Origin of the sequence: Lebetimonas sp. JS085 (assembly GCF_000523295.1) — a bacterium.
Classification (GTDB): Bacteria; Campylobacterota; Campylobacteria; order Campylobacterales; family Nautiliaceae; genus Lebetimonas.
The window spans coordinates 873,335-888,146 of sequence record NZ_ATHR01000001.1; the positions used below are offsets into that span (position 1 = coordinate 873,335).

General features: G+C 33.6%; 20 protein-coding genes. All 20 read left to right on the forward strand.

The window, feature by feature from the left end; translation table 11 throughout:
* Positions 1 to 40 precede the first annotated feature (40 nt).
* Positions 41 to 1,159, forward strand: coding sequence for an HlyD family secretion protein (locus tag DZ68_RS0104865; protein WP_024790835.1), 1,119 nt, complete (start codon positions 41 to 43; stop codon positions 1,157 to 1,159).
* Positions 1,160 to 1,206: 47 nt separating this feature from the next.
* Positions 1,207 to 2,718 (forward strand): DHA2 family efflux MFS transporter permease subunit, encoded by a 1,512-nt coding sequence (locus DZ68_RS0104870; RefSeq protein ID WP_024790836.1) that lies wholly within the window; start codon positions 1,207 to 1,209, stop codon positions 2,716 to 2,718.
* 54 nt (positions 2,719 to 2,772) lie between these two features.
* Complete coding sequence (locus DZ68_RS0104875; protein WP_024790837.1) at positions 2,773 to 4,074, forward strand: TolC family protein; 1,302 nt, start codon at positions 2,773 to 2,775, stop codon at positions 4,072 to 4,074.
* A 48-nt stretch (positions 4,075 to 4,122) separates the two neighbouring features.
* Entirely contained in the window at positions 4,123 to 4,560 is a 438-nt protein-coding gene (locus tag DZ68_RS10850) for a biotin/lipoyl-binding protein (protein WP_051428176.1), read from the forward strand.
* A 69-nt stretch (positions 4,561 to 4,629) separates the two neighbouring features.
* Entirely contained in the window at positions 4,630 to 5,088 is a 459-nt protein-coding gene (locus tag DZ68_RS10855) for an HlyD family secretion protein (RefSeq protein WP_051428178.1), read from the forward strand.
* A 20-nt stretch (positions 5,089 to 5,108) separates the two neighbouring features.
* Positions 5,109 to 6,776, forward strand: a complete 1,668-nt coding sequence (locus DZ68_RS0104885) for an ATP-binding cassette domain-containing protein (RefSeq protein WP_084021915.1) — start codon at positions 5,109 to 5,111, stop codon at positions 6,774 to 6,776.
* 52 nt (positions 6,777 to 6,828) lie between these two features.
* Positions 6,829 to 7,935 (forward strand): ABC transporter permease, encoded by a 1,107-nt coding sequence (locus DZ68_RS0104890; protein ID WP_024790839.1) that lies wholly within the window; start codon positions 6,829 to 6,831, stop codon positions 7,933 to 7,935.
* The gene (locus tag DZ68_RS0104895) at positions 7,932 to 9,011 is read left to right on the forward strand and encodes an ABC transporter permease (RefSeq protein WP_024790840.1); all 1,080 of its coding nucleotides are present in this window, start codon (positions 7,932 to 7,934) and stop codon (positions 9,009 to 9,011) included. The genes DZ68_RS0104890 and DZ68_RS0104895 overlap by 4 nt, the downstream gene beginning before the upstream one ends.
* A 57-nt stretch (positions 9,012 to 9,068) precedes the next feature.
* Entirely contained in the window at positions 9,069 to 9,725 is a 657-nt protein-coding gene (locus DZ68_RS0104900; protein WP_024790841.1) for a TIGR00730 family Rossman fold protein, read from the forward strand.
* Positions 9,726 to 10,034: 309 nt separating this feature from the next.
* Entirely contained in the window at positions 10,035 to 10,343 is a 309-nt protein-coding gene (gene rpsJ, locus DZ68_RS0104905; protein ID WP_024787530.1) for a 30S ribosomal protein S10, read from the forward strand.
* Between the two features lie 10 nt (positions 10,344 to 10,353).
* Positions 10,354 to 10,929 carry a 50S ribosomal protein L3 gene (gene rplC, locus DZ68_RS0104910; protein ID WP_024787531.1) on the forward strand — a complete coding sequence of 192 codons (576 nt, stop codon included), beginning with the start codon at positions 10,354 to 10,356 and terminating at the stop codon, positions 10,927 to 10,929.
* A complete protein-coding gene (gene rplD / locus DZ68_RS0104915; RefSeq protein ID WP_024790842.1) occupies positions 10,926 to 11,510 on the forward strand; it encodes a 50S ribosomal protein L4 in 585 nt (194 codons plus the stop codon). Before rplC ends, rplD begins: the two co-directional genes overlap by 4 nt.
* Positions 11,511 to 11,512: 2 nt before the next feature.
* On the forward strand, positions 11,513 to 11,794 hold the full coding sequence (locus tag DZ68_RS0104920) for a 50S ribosomal protein L23 (RefSeq protein ID WP_024789697.1): 282 nt from the start codon (positions 11,513 to 11,515) through the stop codon (positions 11,792 to 11,794).
* Positions 11,795 to 11,804: 10 nt separating this feature from the next.
* The gene (gene rplB, locus DZ68_RS0104925; protein ID WP_024787534.1) at positions 11,805 to 12,629 is read left to right on the forward strand and encodes a 50S ribosomal protein L2; all 825 of its coding nucleotides are present in this window, start codon (positions 11,805 to 11,807) and stop codon (positions 12,627 to 12,629) included.
* 9 nt (positions 12,630 to 12,638) lie between these two features.
* On the forward strand, positions 12,639 to 12,920 hold the full coding sequence (gene rpsS / locus DZ68_RS0104930; protein ID WP_024787535.1) for a 30S ribosomal protein S19: 282 nt from the start codon (positions 12,639 to 12,641) through the stop codon (positions 12,918 to 12,920).
* Between the two features lie 9 nt (positions 12,921 to 12,929).
* Positions 12,930 to 13,250 carry a 50S ribosomal protein L22 gene (gene rplV, locus DZ68_RS0104935; protein WP_035003134.1) on the forward strand — a complete coding sequence of 107 codons (321 nt, stop codon included), beginning with the start codon at positions 12,930 to 12,932 and terminating at the stop codon, positions 13,248 to 13,250.
* Entirely contained in the window at positions 13,250 to 13,969 is a 720-nt protein-coding gene (rpsC, locus tag DZ68_RS0104940) for a 30S ribosomal protein S3 (protein WP_024790843.1), read from the forward strand. The genes rplV and rpsC overlap by 1 nt, the downstream gene beginning before the upstream one ends.
* Positions 13,947 to 14,372, forward strand: a complete 426-nt coding sequence (gene rplP / locus DZ68_RS0104945) for a 50S ribosomal protein L16 (protein ID WP_024787538.1) — start codon at positions 13,947 to 13,949, stop codon at positions 14,370 to 14,372. The genes rpsC and rplP overlap by 23 nt, the downstream gene beginning before the upstream one ends.
* A complete protein-coding gene (rpmC, locus tag DZ68_RS0104950; RefSeq protein ID WP_024787539.1) occupies positions 14,359 to 14,565 on the forward strand; it encodes a 50S ribosomal protein L29 in 207 nt (68 codons plus the stop codon). The genes rplP and rpmC overlap by 14 nt, the downstream gene beginning before the upstream one ends.
* A complete protein-coding gene (gene rpsQ, locus DZ68_RS0104955) occupies positions 14,565 to 14,810 on the forward strand; it encodes a 30S ribosomal protein S17 (protein ID WP_024789699.1) in 246 nt (81 codons plus the stop codon). The genes rpmC and rpsQ overlap by 1 nt, the downstream gene beginning before the upstream one ends.
* The last annotated feature ends 2 nt before the right edge of the window (positions 14,811 to 14,812 follow it).

A 14,812-nucleotide genomic window follows, 5' to 3' on the forward strand; every position in this document is an offset into this window, starting at 1 on the left:
TTCTCCTGTGATAAAATTTCTTAAAAAAACAGGGGAATAAATGAAAAAAAAGATAGCTTTAATTGTTTTTGGAATACTATTGGCAGTTTCAGTTTTTTTACTGATTAAATATATTATATTTTCACATAATTATGCCACTTCAAATGCAGTGTTTGTAAAAACCGATTCTCTTACAAATCTTTCTTTTAAAATTCCAGGGAAGATAGAAAAGATTTATGTAAACGAAGGCGATAATATTAAAAAGAATGAACTTCTTGCGAAACTTGATACAAAAGATTTGGAAATTCAAAAAAACGGGCTTATCAATCAGATAAACGCTTTAAAGCAAAAAATTCAGGCAAGTATTATCCAAAAAGATAAATTAAGCAAAGATATAGATGAAAACATAAATTTAATAAATACTCAGATTAAGAAGCTTGATAAACTGATTGAAGCAAAAAAGTATGAAATTAAGGCAAAAGAAAACAAACTTCAAAAACTTGCAAATGATTATAAAAGATTCAGCAGACTATATAAAAACAGAAAAATTTCATATGAAAAATATGAAAATGTAAAAACAGCTTTTTTTGCTTTGCAAAATGAAATAAATGCGGATAAAAAAATTTTGGAAAGTATGAATGAAGATAAAAATGCATTGTTTATAAAATTAAATATTGCAGAAAATAACAAAAAAGAAGTAATTAGATTAGCTAAGTTAACTGATTCAATGAAATCTCAGTTAAAAGTTTTGAATGATAAACTGGCTTTTATAAACCAGCATATAAAAGAGAGTTTTATATATGCTCCTTTTAACGGGAAAATAGCCAAAAAATTTGAAAACCCCGATGAAGTGGTAAATGCGGGCAGTAAAATTTTAAGTATTGTGAATCCAAAAGATTTGTATGTATTGGTTTTGCTTGAAGAGACTAAATTAAAAGGCATAAAAAAAGGAAACTATGCAAAAATTCATATTGACGCCACAGGTAAAGATTATAACGGATATGTAAATAAAATTTTGCCGGCGAGTGCCGCTACGTTTGCGCTCGTCCCAAGAGACATAAGCAGCGGTGAATTTACAAAATTAGCCCAGAGGTTTTATGTAAGGATTAAATTTAAAAAAATTCCTGATGATGTGCTTGTTGGGATGAGCGGGGAAGTTGAAATAGCAAAAAGCTATTAACTGAGTGAAAAATGAAATAATAAAAATTTTAGTGAAAGCAGTAAAAAATGCAACCTAAACTTTTCACTTTTAATTTTACACTTTACATTATTTTAATCATTACCGGTGCTTTTATGGCGGTTTTGGATACCACGATAGTGGATATTGTGGTACCGCGCTTAAAGGGGCCGCTATCAACCGATATGTACGGGGTTCAGTGGGTGATTACCGCTTATATGACGGCCGCTGCGGCCGGGCTTTTGGTGGTTGAGTGGCTTATTAAAAGATATGGAAATAAATGGGTTTATATAGTAGGGGTTGGACTTTTTAGTCTGGCTTCTTTTCTTTGTGGAGTATCAAATTCTCTTGGATTTATAATAAGTGCAAGGGTGGTTCAGGGGTTTGCCGAGGCTTTAATAATGGTTACGGCCCATATGATGATTTTTTCTTTGTTTCCTGATGATAAAAAAGGTATTGCAATGGGGATTTTTGCTTTAGGCGTGGCTTTTGCTCCGGCAATTGGGCCAACTTTAGGAGGATATCTGACCGAATGGTTTAGCTGGAGGGCCGTATTTTTTGTAAATGTACCGATTGGAATAATTATTGTTATTTTTGGAAGTCTGCTTTTGCCGGATATTGGCAAAAAAGAAAATTATTCTCTAAATATAATCTCTTTTGCATTTCTTTCAATTTCAACCGTGGCTCTTTTGATAATGCTTAGTAAAGGTCAGCAGTTTGGGTGGTTTAATTCTTCTTTTATAGTTTATTTGGCATTTGTTTCCTGGATAGCTTTTTTATTTTTTTTAATCAGCGAATATTTTTCAAAAAATAAACTGTTTGATTATTCGTTATTTAAAAACCCCTTTTATACACTTGGAATTTTAATCTATTTTGTTTTGCTCGGTTTTTCGATGTATCAGTATTTTTATATGATACCTGTATTTTACGAGCATATAAAAGGGCTTAGTTCCATTCAGGCGGGGCTAGGGGTTTTAGGATTTGGAATATGGATAGGGATTGTGAGTATAGTTGCGGGGAATGTAAGCGACAAAACCGGTCCCATTCCTGTGCTTACGGTTGCGGTTATAATTTATCTGATAACATCTTTTTATCTTTTTCCGCCGATTAATTACTATATGAGTTTTAGCGAAGCGGTTTTAAGGACAATGCCTTTTGGAATATCTATGGGAATGTTTTTTGCGCCTGTAACGGTGCTTATTATGAATGCTGCTAAAAACAAAGGCGAACAGGCAATTGTGGTTATGGATTATGTGAGGTTTGTGGGAGGGAGTTTCGGTACTGCAATTGCTACAAATTCTATGTTTTTTTATCAGGCCAAAGAATATGACGGGATTGTAACCCTTCAGAATTATTCCATGGTCAGTGATTTGCTTGAAAAATTAAGATATGCTTTTGGAGTGGCCGGGGATGTTTTATTGAGAGATTTACAGGAATTTATGGCTATGAATTACGGGTTTAAGTATGTTTGGCTAAATGCCGCTTTTTGGGGATTATTGGGAAGTGTTTTTGTGTTTTTGCTGCCTATTGCTAAAAGATGGGTAATAAGAAATGAAAAATAAAATTGACACATCAATATTTCTCTGATAAAATATTTCAAATAAAAAAGGATAAAAATGAAAAGGCTTGCTTTAATATTTCCTCTATTTCTCAGTGCCGAGAGTTTTAACGATATAGCAAAATCTATAACAAATTCACTGAATTATAAACTTGCAAAAAAACAGGTGGAAATTTATGAAAAAAAATTAAAACTCAGCGAAGCAAAGAATTACGGAAGTGTAGATTTAAGTTATTCTTATGTGAGGCTTCATCAAAATCCTGTTATGAAAATGAACACAGATGTGGCCGTTGGAGCGCAAAACGCGGGGAGCGCCCCGGTTTATCCACTGATTTATCAAAATGTGAATACTGAAATTCAGGCAGGAAGAAAAAATAATTTTACGGGGGTTTTGAAATATTCATATCCGCTCTTTACAGGTTTTGCTATAACTAATTTAATTAAAAAATCAAAAATAGAACTGATACAAAAAAAGCTGGAACTTAAAAACACCAAAAGGGTTTTATTATTAAACGCCGCAAAATTATATTCAAATATTTATGCCCTAAATGCAAAGATTGATGCACTAAACAAAGCTAAAGCGGCTGTAACGAGTGCAAAAGAAAAGGCTTTTTCGTTTTATAAAGAAGGTCTTTTGAATAAATCCGAGGCGGATGAAATAGATGCGAAATATTATGAAATAAATGCAAAAATAGACAGTGCCCTTTTGCAAAAAAAAGCCCTTTTAAATATTTTCTCAAATCTTGTCAATAAAAAAATTAAAAAAATTGACGGTTTAAATGTCCCTTCTTTAAAAGAGGAAAATATTTTAAAACGACCCGATGTTTTGGCAATAAAAGAAAATCTTAATTTAAGCGAAACAATGGTAAATTTAGCGAAATCAAAATTTTATCCTCAAATCGGTATTGAAATAGGATTAAAAAAGGAAGCAAACACATTCGGACTGGATAAAAACTATTATCAAAACAGAGATAAATCTTACGGGGCTGTTGAATTAAATTATAATATTTTTGACGGAGGCGCCGATAAGGCCAATATAGAAGAAGCCAAAATAGCAAAACTGCAAAGTCTTATTTATTATAAAAACTATTTGAATACTGCCGAGACTGAGTATAAAAATGATTTATTAAAAATTAAGGCTCTAAAAGAGATGTATAAATCAGCTAAGTCAGAAGTCGAAGCAAGGCTCAGTTATTATGAATATATTAATGCTAAATTTGAAGAAGGCTTGGCGGATTCAGCCGATTTGACGGACGCCATTGCCAAACTTGCTGCTGCCAGGGCTAAAAAAGAGGATGTAAAATCCCAAATTTTCTTTTATACAATAAAAGCCAATTTAGACGGGGGAAGCAATTTTTAATGTAAAATGTAAAATGGAAAATGAAATTTTTATATAAAAGGTTATGAAATGAAAAAAAATATAGTAGGAATTATATTAATAATTTTAGTGGCAATTGGAGGGGTTTTAATTTACAAAGCCTTGAATGCGAAAAAGATGCCTCCCGGGCTTGTGGCCGGTGTCGGTAATTTTGACGGGGATTTGATAAACATAAACACAAAATATCCCGGAAGGATTGTAAAAATCAATATTGATGACGGGAGTGATATTAAAAAAGGCAGTGTTATTGCCGTTCTTGACAGCGATGAATATAAAGATAAATTAAAATCTATTGAAGCTGAGATTAAGGCTAAAAAAAATGAATTAAATTTTACAGCCGCTAAAATAAAAAACGGTATAAAACAGGCCGAGCTGGCTTACGGGGTAAAAAAAGACGAATTAAATGCATTGGAAAAAAATATAGAAATCTTAAAAGCTGTAATTGCTCAGGACAAAAACTTTAATTAAAGCAGTAAAAAAAATTTAAATACGGCCATAGCAGCGAGAGTTAACATTAAAGCTCTTAAAAACGCTATTTTGGCTTTAAAAGCCAAGAGGGATGAAATACAGAGTGTAATCAATGAACTTACAATAAAATCTCCTATTAACGGATATATAATAGATAAAGTTGCAAACATCGGTGAAGTTCTTGGGGCTGGTATGAGCGTGGCTACTGCAATAAACCCCCAAAAACTTTATTTAAAAATGTATGTTGATGAAATTAATAACGGAAAAATAAAAATAGGGGAGCGGGCAGTTATATTTTTGGATGCGTATCCAAACAAACCTATTGAGGCAAGAGTAATTAAAATTGCCCAAAGAGCCGAATTTACTCCAAAAGAGGTTGAGGTGAGGGAAGACAGGATTCAAAGGGTTTATGAAGTTGATATAAAACCGGTAAATCCTAATCCTTTAATAAAATTCGGGCTTCCGGGAATCGGGGTTATAAGTATAGGGGGCAGGTTACCTAAGAATTTAGACGAATTGAAACTGTAATGTAAAATGGATAATGGAAAATGAGTGTAAATGAGCAAAGCGAATTAAACTCATCTGGCTGTTTGAAAAACGGCCACGATGAAAAATTAATATTTGAAACAAAAAATGTAACTGTAAAATATAAAAACAAAACTGCCATTGAAAAAGCTTCTATTGAAGGATATGAAAAAGAGATAATCGGATTTATCGGGGCTGACGGGGCGGGGAAGAGCTCTTTTATGTATGCCATAAGCGGGGTTAAGGATTTTGAAGGGGAAATAAGCTTTTATAATTTTGCTTATAAAAATATAAAAGAGACTGAGAAATTAAAACAAAATATCGGTTTTATGCCCCAGGGTTTAGGGCTGGTTCTGTATAAAAATCTGAGTGTAAAAGAGCATCTTGATTTTTTCAGCGATATAAGAAATGTAAAAAAAGATGACGAATATTATGAATATAGAATTAGACTTCTTAAAATGGCGGGGCTGTATGAATTTCGGGACAGGCTGTCTAAAAATTTAAGCGGGGGAATGAAACAAAAACTCTCCCTTATCTGCACACTTATTCATAAACCGAAACTCCTTATACTTGACGAACCGACAACCGGGGTTGACCCTCTAAGCCGCAGGGAGCTTTGGAAAATACTGGATGAAACCAGAAGCGGCCTAACGATTGTAAGCACCGCTTATATGAATGAGGCCGCCCTGATGGACAGGGTATATCTTTTTGACGAGGGTAAAATTATCGCCGGCGGAAAACCGAAAGAACTGATTAATTCAATCAAAGAATATGTCTATGAAGAGACTGAGTGTGAAGAATGTATAACATTTAATAAAACCACTTATTCATTAAAATCTTTAAATGCTCCTCATAAAGAGCCTACATTGGAGGGCCTCTTTTTTGTAAATGCACTTAAAAGGGGTAAAATACCTCCAAAAATGATGATTAAAGAAAATAAAAAAACGTTGCCGGATGTGGTGCTTGAAGCAAGGGGAATGACTAAAAGATTCGGTGATTTTACAGCGGATGACCATATTGATTTAGAGCTTAAAAAAGGTGAAATTTTAGGGCTTCTCGGGGCAAACGGGGCGGGTAAAACAACGCTTATTAAAATGCTTCTGGGGCTTTATCCCATTGATGAGGGGGAACTTATTTTACTTGGTAAAAAGATTAAATCGTATGAAGACAGACTCGGCTTAAAAAGTAAAATCGGATATATGTCTCAGCTTTTTGCCCTTTACAAAGATATGACGATAAGGGAAAATCTTTTGTATTTTGCGAATATGCATAAAATTGATTTACTTAAAACCCATTATTTAATAAAAGAATATGCAAAGTCTCTCGGTTTTGAAGAATATTTAGATTCATTTCCAAAAGATGTGCCCATTGGAATAAATCAGAGATTTTCCTTGAGTGCCGCTATTATGCACGAACCGGTGGTTTTATTTTTAGACGAGCCTACAAGCGGGGTGGATACAATTGCAAGAGCCCAGTTTTGGGATATTTTGCATCAGCTTAAAGTTAAATGGGGAATTTCAATAATAGTTACAACCCATTATATGAGTGAGGCTGAATACTGCGACAGGGTTGTTGTGTTAAAAAGAGGCAAAAAAATAGTGGATGACACAGTAAAAAATCTGTATCAAAAATTTCCTGAAGCTGAAAGTTTTGAAGATATATTTGTTAAATTTTATAAGGAAAACTTATAAAAGTGAAAAGTGAAAAGTGTAAAATGAAAAGTGTAAAATTAGGGGGATGTAAGTGAATTTTGGAGTTATAAGGGCATATATCTTAAATGAATTTAAAGATTTAATCAGAAGTAAAATGATATTTATGGTTTATTTGGTGCCTTTAATGATACTTATTTTGTTCGGTTACGGTATTAAAATGGATGTAAAGCATGCGCGAAGTGTGGTGATTGACTATGATAAAAGTAAAATTTCACTTGAGCTTATTTCAAAAATGAAAAATTCCCAGTATTTTAAACTATTGCCGAAAATGAGTGAAAAAGAAGCTCTAAAACAAATGAAAACAGGAAAAGTTGATATGATTTTTATTATTCCACCTTCATTTGAAAAAAATATTTTAAAAAATCAAAAAACTGGGATCGGTGTTTTTATAGACGGTGCATATCCTATGAGGGCACTCACAATGCAAAGTTATGCAGAGGGGTTGATTTTAGATATTGCAAAAAGATTAAAGCCCGGATTAAAAAGTTTGATTTCAATAAATCAAAGAATGCTTTTTAACCAGTCTCTAAGAGACGCAAATGCAATAGTCCCTGGGCTTTTAGGGCTTATTTTATTGGTTGCACCTGCGATTTTGGCGGCACTTTTAATTGTAAAGGAAAAAGAAGAGGGCACTATTTTTAATTTTTATTCCTCCCCTGTAGGGAAAATAGATTTTTTAATATCCAAATTAACCCCTGTGTTTTTTTTGCATTCATTTAATATATTTAATCTTTTTTTAGTGGCTGTTTATATTTTTAAAGTTCCCTTTAAAGGCAATTTTTTAATCTATTTTTTTTCAAGTGAAATATATATTTTAATATCTCTGGGAATAGGGCTTTTGGTAAGTATAGTCTCTTCAAGGCAGATTGTGGCTCTTGTTCTTACCATTATTATTACCATAATTCCAGGATTTTTATATTCCGGAATGCTTATGCCAATCTCCTCTATGAAAGGGGAGTCGTATATTGAAGCCCATCTGTTTCCTGTAATGTATTATAACCATTTGGTTTATGACACATTTTTGATTGGTCAGGGTTTCGGCTCTTCTAAAAACATACTCTATTTTTGTATCTTGATTGTTTATGCTGTTGTTTTATTGATTCTTGGAAGATTGTTTTTGAAAAAAGGTCTGAAATGAAACAGTTTTTGAGCATTTTCAGTAAGGAAATTTTAAGCTTTTTAAGAAATGTAGGACTTGTGGCGGTGGTTTTGTATTCTTTTACCTTTGATATTTATATTGCTGGAAACGGAATTCAGGTAAAACCGAGAAATGTATCTATAGGATATGTGGATTATTCGGGAGATGTTGTTTCTAAAAAAATTCTCTCACACCTGCATAAACCGGAATTTAAAACACCGGTTATTTTTAAATCCCAAAAAGAGTTAAGTGATGCAATTTTTAACAAAAAAATAATGGTAGGAATTGTGTTTGATAATAATTTTGAAAAAAATATTTATAAAAAAAAGCCTGCCAAAATAAATGTATTGATTGATTCAACGGCGGCAAGCCAGGCTTATGTAACGCTTAGTTACCTTCAAAATATTATTTTAAATATGAGCAATATAAAATTACCCGTTGATTTGGCAATTCATAAACTTTTTAATCAAAACAGCAATTCAAAATGGTTTATGAGTTTTACCGAGCTTTTATCCGTCATTACTTTGCTTGGGGTGATATTAAGCGCAATGGTCTTTGTAAAGGAAAAAGAGGACGGTACGTGGGATATTATGCTTTTAATGCCGGTTAGTTCCAAACTTATTATTTTTGCAAAAATATTTTCGCAAGTTGTTATTTTGCTTGGAGGGGTTATTCTGGCATTTGGTTTTGTAATTTTTGGCGTTTTTAACGCACCGATGAACGGAAGTTTTTTTGATTTTTTAATATTAACTCTTCTTTATTCCATAACGGCGGCGGGACTCGGGCTTTTTATTGCTGCAATCAGCGAAAGCGCTCTGCAGGTGGGACAGTATTCAATGCTCATAATGATGCCTCTGATTTTCTTGAGCGGTGCATGGACACCTATTTATGCTATGCATCCAATGTTGCAGTTTTTATCTTTGTTTTCTCCTTTAAGGTATTATATTGAAGGAAGTGAGAGTATAATGTTTAGAGGCGCTGATATGATTCATTTATGGCAATTTTATGCGGCGCTTACATTTTTGGGTATTATTTTATTTATATACGGGTACAGAAAAATGGGAAGACTGTTTTAAAATTAAAAGTGAGAAATTAAAAATGAAAAATGATAAATATTGTGAGAAGGATAAAAAATGAGAGATATACAAAAAGAGTTTTTAGATAATAGAAATCCTACAAAAGATTTGTGGAGGATGTTCAGGGTAATAAGTGATTTTACAGATGCATTTGAAGAGCTTGAAGATTTACCTCCTGCAATATCTATTTTTGGAAGTGCGAGGGAAAAGCCGGGAGAATATTATTATGAAAAAGCAGTTGAAATCAGTAAAAAATTAAGCCAAAAAGGTTATGCAATAATTACAGGTGGCGGTCCCGGTATTATGGAAGCGGCATGTAAAGGTGCAAAAGTAAGCGTAGGACTCAATATTCTTTTGCCCCATGAACAAATTACCAACCCTTATGTAAAAATATCTTTAAAATTCAAATATTTCTTTACAAGAAAAGTGACATTTTTAAAATATTCGGTAGGAACCGTTATGATGCCGGGGGGATTCGGTACATTGGATGAGCTTAGCGAAGTTTTAACACTTGCGCAAACAGGCAGAATGAGCCAGATTCCAATTGTTTTTTTCGGCAGGGAATATTATAAACCGCTGCTGGATTTTTTTGAAAAAATGCTTGAATATAAACATATTGATAAAAAAGATTTAAATTTGTTTATCGTTACAGATGATGTAGACGAAGCGGTTAGTTATATATATAATAATGCTATAAAGCCTAATGTTAAGTAGCCACGTTCCAAGTGGCCAAGCTTTAAGTTTAAAGTGAGTAGTGAGTAGTGAGTTGTCAAGAGCCCAAGTGACCAAGTGAAGAGTTAAAAATGAGCTCTGCTCATCTGGCTGCTTGAAAAGCGGCCATGATGAAAGTAAAAATTCAAAATAAAAATTATTGTTTTATATTATTGAACTAGAACCTATACCGACTTTTCCTTTAAAAAAGGAAAAATTAACCCCTTTTTATCTTGTAAAATCCCGTAAAATCGTTTATAATTTCATTCCAAAATGCGTGGAAAAACCACGAGATCTTTAAAAAGGAAGAAAATGGAAAAAATCAGAATTAAACTTCAAGCATATGATCACAGAGTGCTTGATAAAGCCGTTGGAATAATTACTGACGCTATTAAAAGAACTGGAGCTGAAGTAAAGGGACCAATACCGTTACCTACAAAAATCAGAAGATATACAGTATTAAGATCACCTCATGTCAATAAAGATTCTAGAGAGCAATTCGAAATTAGAATTCACAGAAGACTTGTTGATGTTGTGAACGCATCGCCTGAAACTGTAGACCAATTAATGAAATTAGAATTGGCACCAGAGGTTGATGTAGAAGTTAGGGCATTAAGTTAAGGAGAATTGAATGGAATTTATAGTTGAAAAAATAGGAATGAGTAGGACAGTATCAATCCCGAGTATTCCGGTTACTTTATTAAAAATTGTTCCAGCTAAGGTTTGTGAAATAAAAGAGGATAAAGCATTGGTTGCTTATGCTAATGGCAAAAAAACAAATAAAGCACTTGAAGGTATGCAAAAAAAATATGGACTTTCAAAAGAATTTAACAGATTTGCAGAACTTAAAGTTGCAAATACAGAGCCCGGGGATTTAACAATAGATCCTTTAAAAGAAGCTAAAAAAGTAAAACTTACTTTTAAAAGTAAAGGTAGGGGATTTGCAGGTGTAATTAAAAGACACGGATTTGCAGGAGGTCCGGGAGGACACGGAAGTAGATTCCATAGAGCTCCGGGTTCAATCGGTAACTGTGAATGGCCTGGTAGAGTTCAGCCTGGACAAAAAATGCCGGGACATTACGGAAACAAAAACGTAACAGTTAACGCTGAAGTAGTTGAATTTGATGAAAATATGGGCGTGCTTGTTATTAAAGGAAGTGTTCCAGGGGCCAATGGAAGTTTAGGAAAAGTAAGGATTGTGAAATGAGTGAAATTACAAAAATAACAAATTTACCGGAAGATTTTAAAGGTATCAATCCGCATAACCTTTATTTATATGTAAAAGCATACCTTGCCAATCAAAGGGCAGGTACGGCTCATACAAAAACAAGAGGAGAAGTTAGCGGCGGCGGTAAAAAACCGTTTAGACAAAAAGGTTTAGGCAGAGCCAGACAGGGAAGTATCAGAGCACCTCAATTTACAGGCGGCGGTGTGGCTCACGGACCAAGAAACGAAAGAGACTGGTCACAAAAATTAAATAAAAAACAAAAAAGAGTGGCTCTTAAATATGCTTTAAATGAAAAAGCAAATAAGGAAAAACTTTATGTTGTTGATTCGATTAAAATCGAGTCAGGAAAAACAAAAGATGCTGTAAAATGGCTAAGTAATCTAAATGAAAGAGACTATTTAATAGTAGTTGACGAAATGGATGAAAATACATTTTTAGCATTCAGAAACATTCCAAACGTATATATTATTACACCAGAAGAATTAAATGCATATTATGCAAGCGTTTTTAAATCAATTATTTTTGATAAAGCGGCTTACGAAAAAGTTATAAAGGGCTAAAGATGGCTGATATTACAGATATTAAATCAATAGTTTATACTGAAAAAGCACTAAACTTGCAAGAAGATGGTGTTTTAGTAGTTCAAACTACACCAAAAGTAACTAAAAACCAATTAAAAACTATTTTTAAAGAATATTTCGGTGTAACACCGTTAAAAGTGAATTCACTTAGACAAAAAGGTAAAGTTAAGAGATTTAAAGGGATAACAGGTAAAAAATCGGATTTCAAAAAATTCTATGTAAAATTACCTGAAGATGCAAAACTTGAAAGCCTAAGTGTATAAAGGAAATACTATGGGAATTAAAACATATAAACCGTATACACCGTCAAGAAGATTTATGAGTTCGCTTGATAACAGCGACATAACTTCTAAACCAACGGTAAAAAAATTACTAATTAAATTGCCGGCCAAAGCCGGGAGAAACAATCAAGGTAGAATTACATCAAGACACAGACAGGCCGGAGCTAAAAAACTATACAGAATTATCGATTTCAAAAGAAATAAATTCGGAGTTCCGGGAAAAGTTACAACAATTGAATACGATCCGTACAGAAACTGTAGAATCTGCCTGATCACTTATGCTGACGGGGATAAAAGATATATTATTCAACCTGAAGGGCTAAAAATCGGAGATACTGTAATTGCTGCGGAAGCAGGACTTGATATATTGCCAGGAAATGCAATGAAACTTAAAAACATTCCAGTGGGTACTGTGGTTCACAATATAGAACTTAAACCCGGAAAAGGTGGTCAAATTGCAAGAGCCGCAGGAAACAGCTGCCAAATTATGGGTAGGGAAGAAAAATATGTAATTGTGAGATTACCTAGCGGCGAAATGAGAAAAATTTTAGGAGAATGTATGGCAACTATCGGTGTTGTCGGGAATGCCGATTATCAAAATATCACTGTAGGTAAAGCGGGCAGAAGCAGACATAAAGGTATCAGACCTCAAACAAGAGGTATTGCCATGAACCCGGTTGACCATCCACACGGTGGTGGTGAAGGTAGAAGCAAAGGTAACCATCCTGTAACACCTTGGGGAATGCCTACTAAAGGTTTCAAAACAAGAAAGAAAAAACAAAGTGACAAATACATCATTTCAAGAAGAAAGAAATAAGGATAAACGATGGCAAGAAGCACTAAAAAAGGTCCTTTTGTTGATGAACATTTAATGAAAAAAGTTTTAAAAGCAAAAGAAGAAAAAAATCCAAAACCAATTAAAACCTGGTCAAGAAGAAGTACAATTGTTCCAGAAATGATTGGACTTACAATTAACGTACACAATGGTAGAGACTTTGTCCCTGTTTATGTTACTGAAAGACATATCGGTTTTAAACTTGGTGAGTTTGCGCCGACCAGAACTTTCAGAGGGCACAAAGGTTCTGTTCAAAAGAAAATAGGTAAGTAAGGATAGGTGATGAGTAAAGCAGTATTAAAATTTATAAGACTTTCACCAACTAAAGCAAGATTAATAGCAAAAGAAATTCAGGGATTAAATGCTGAAGAGGCACTTGCAAAATTAGAATTTATGCCAAACAAAGCTGCAAGAGTGATTGCAAAAGTTGTTGCAAGTGCTGTTGCAAACGGTGGATATGACGCAAACGAAGTTAAAATTACTTCATGCAGAGTTGACAGAGGTCCTTATCTAAAAAGATTCAGACCAAGAGCTAGAGGGATGGCAAGTAAAATTCAAAAACCAACAGCTCATATTTACGTAGAAGTTGAAAAGGAAAGCTAATGGGTCAAAAAACAAATCCTATAGGACTAAGACTTGGAATAAACAGAAACTGGAGAAGTAGATGGTTTATTAACTATAACACTATGCCAGAAAATGTATTGGGTGATTATGAACTTAGAAAATTTCTAAAGAAAAAACTTTATTATGCCGGAATTAGTGATATTATTATCGAAAGAACAGCCAAAAAAATAAGAATTACTATTTTTGCCGCAAAACCTGGAATAATTATCGGCAAAGGCGGAAGCGAAATTGAAGCCTTAAAAAAAGAACTTCAAAATAAAATAGGTGATAAAGAACTTATTTTAAACATTAAAGAAGAAAGAAAACCTCAAATCAGTGCACAGTTGGCTGCTGAAAATATTGCTACTCAGATAGAAAGAAGGGTGGCATTCAGAAGAGCTATGAAAAAAGCTATTCAAAATGCTTTAAAATCTGGCGCAAAAGGAATTAAAGTTCAGGTTGCCGGAAGATTAAACGGAGCCGAAATGGCAAGAACCGAATGGTATCTTGAAGGCAGGGTTCCTCTTCATACATTAAGAGCGAAAATTGATTACGGCTTTGCCGAGGCTTTAACTACATACGGAATTATCGGCGTTAAAGTCTGGATATTCAAAGGTGAAGTTTTACAAAGAAGAAACCAAGAAGCAGTTTCTATAGAGGAAAGAAAACCTCAAAGAAGAAGAAAAGGACGAAGACATGTTAATGCCAAAAAGAACTAAATACAGAAAACAACAAAAAGGTAGAAACAAAGGAAAAGCCTATAGAGGAAGTTCTCTTGCATTTGGTACATACGGGTTAAAAGCAACTGAGCTTGGAAGAATTAATTCAAGACAAATTGAAGCTGGAAGGGTTGCTCTTACGAGAACAATGAAAAGAACAGGTAAAGTTTGGATTAGAGTATTTCCTGACAAACCTTTAACTTCTAAACCGGTAGGAGTTAGGATGGGTAAAGGTAAAGGTAGCGTGGAAGAGTGGGTTATGAATATTAAACCCGGAAGAATTATTTTCGAACTTACCGGTGTTGATAATGAAACTGCCGTTAGGGCGTTAACTCTTGCAGCTGCAAAATTACCTTTTAAAACAAAAATTATTTCAATGGAGAATGAAAATGAGCTATACTAAATTGAATGTAGCGGATTTGCTTGCAAAGAGTGAAGCGGAATTACAGGAGCTTCTAAAAAATAAAAAAATGGAACTGTTTGAGACAAGAATGAAATTAAAAACTATGCAATTGCAGGACACATCACTTGTTTCTAAAATCAGAAAAGATATCGCAAGAATTAAAACTGCGATGAGACAAAAAAGGGGTAACTAATGCCTAAAAGAATTATTACTGGAAAAGTTATTAAAAAAACTGGTGATAAAACTATAAATGTTTTAGTGGAAAGAAAAGTTTTACATCCAAAATATCATAAAATTGTTAAAAAATTTAAAAAATATCTTGTTCATGATGAAAATAACCAAGCAAATGTTGGTGATGTTGTTAGTGCAATTGAACACAGACCAATTTCCAAAAGAAAATCTTTTGTATTAAAAGAGATTCTTGAAAGAGGAGAATAAGA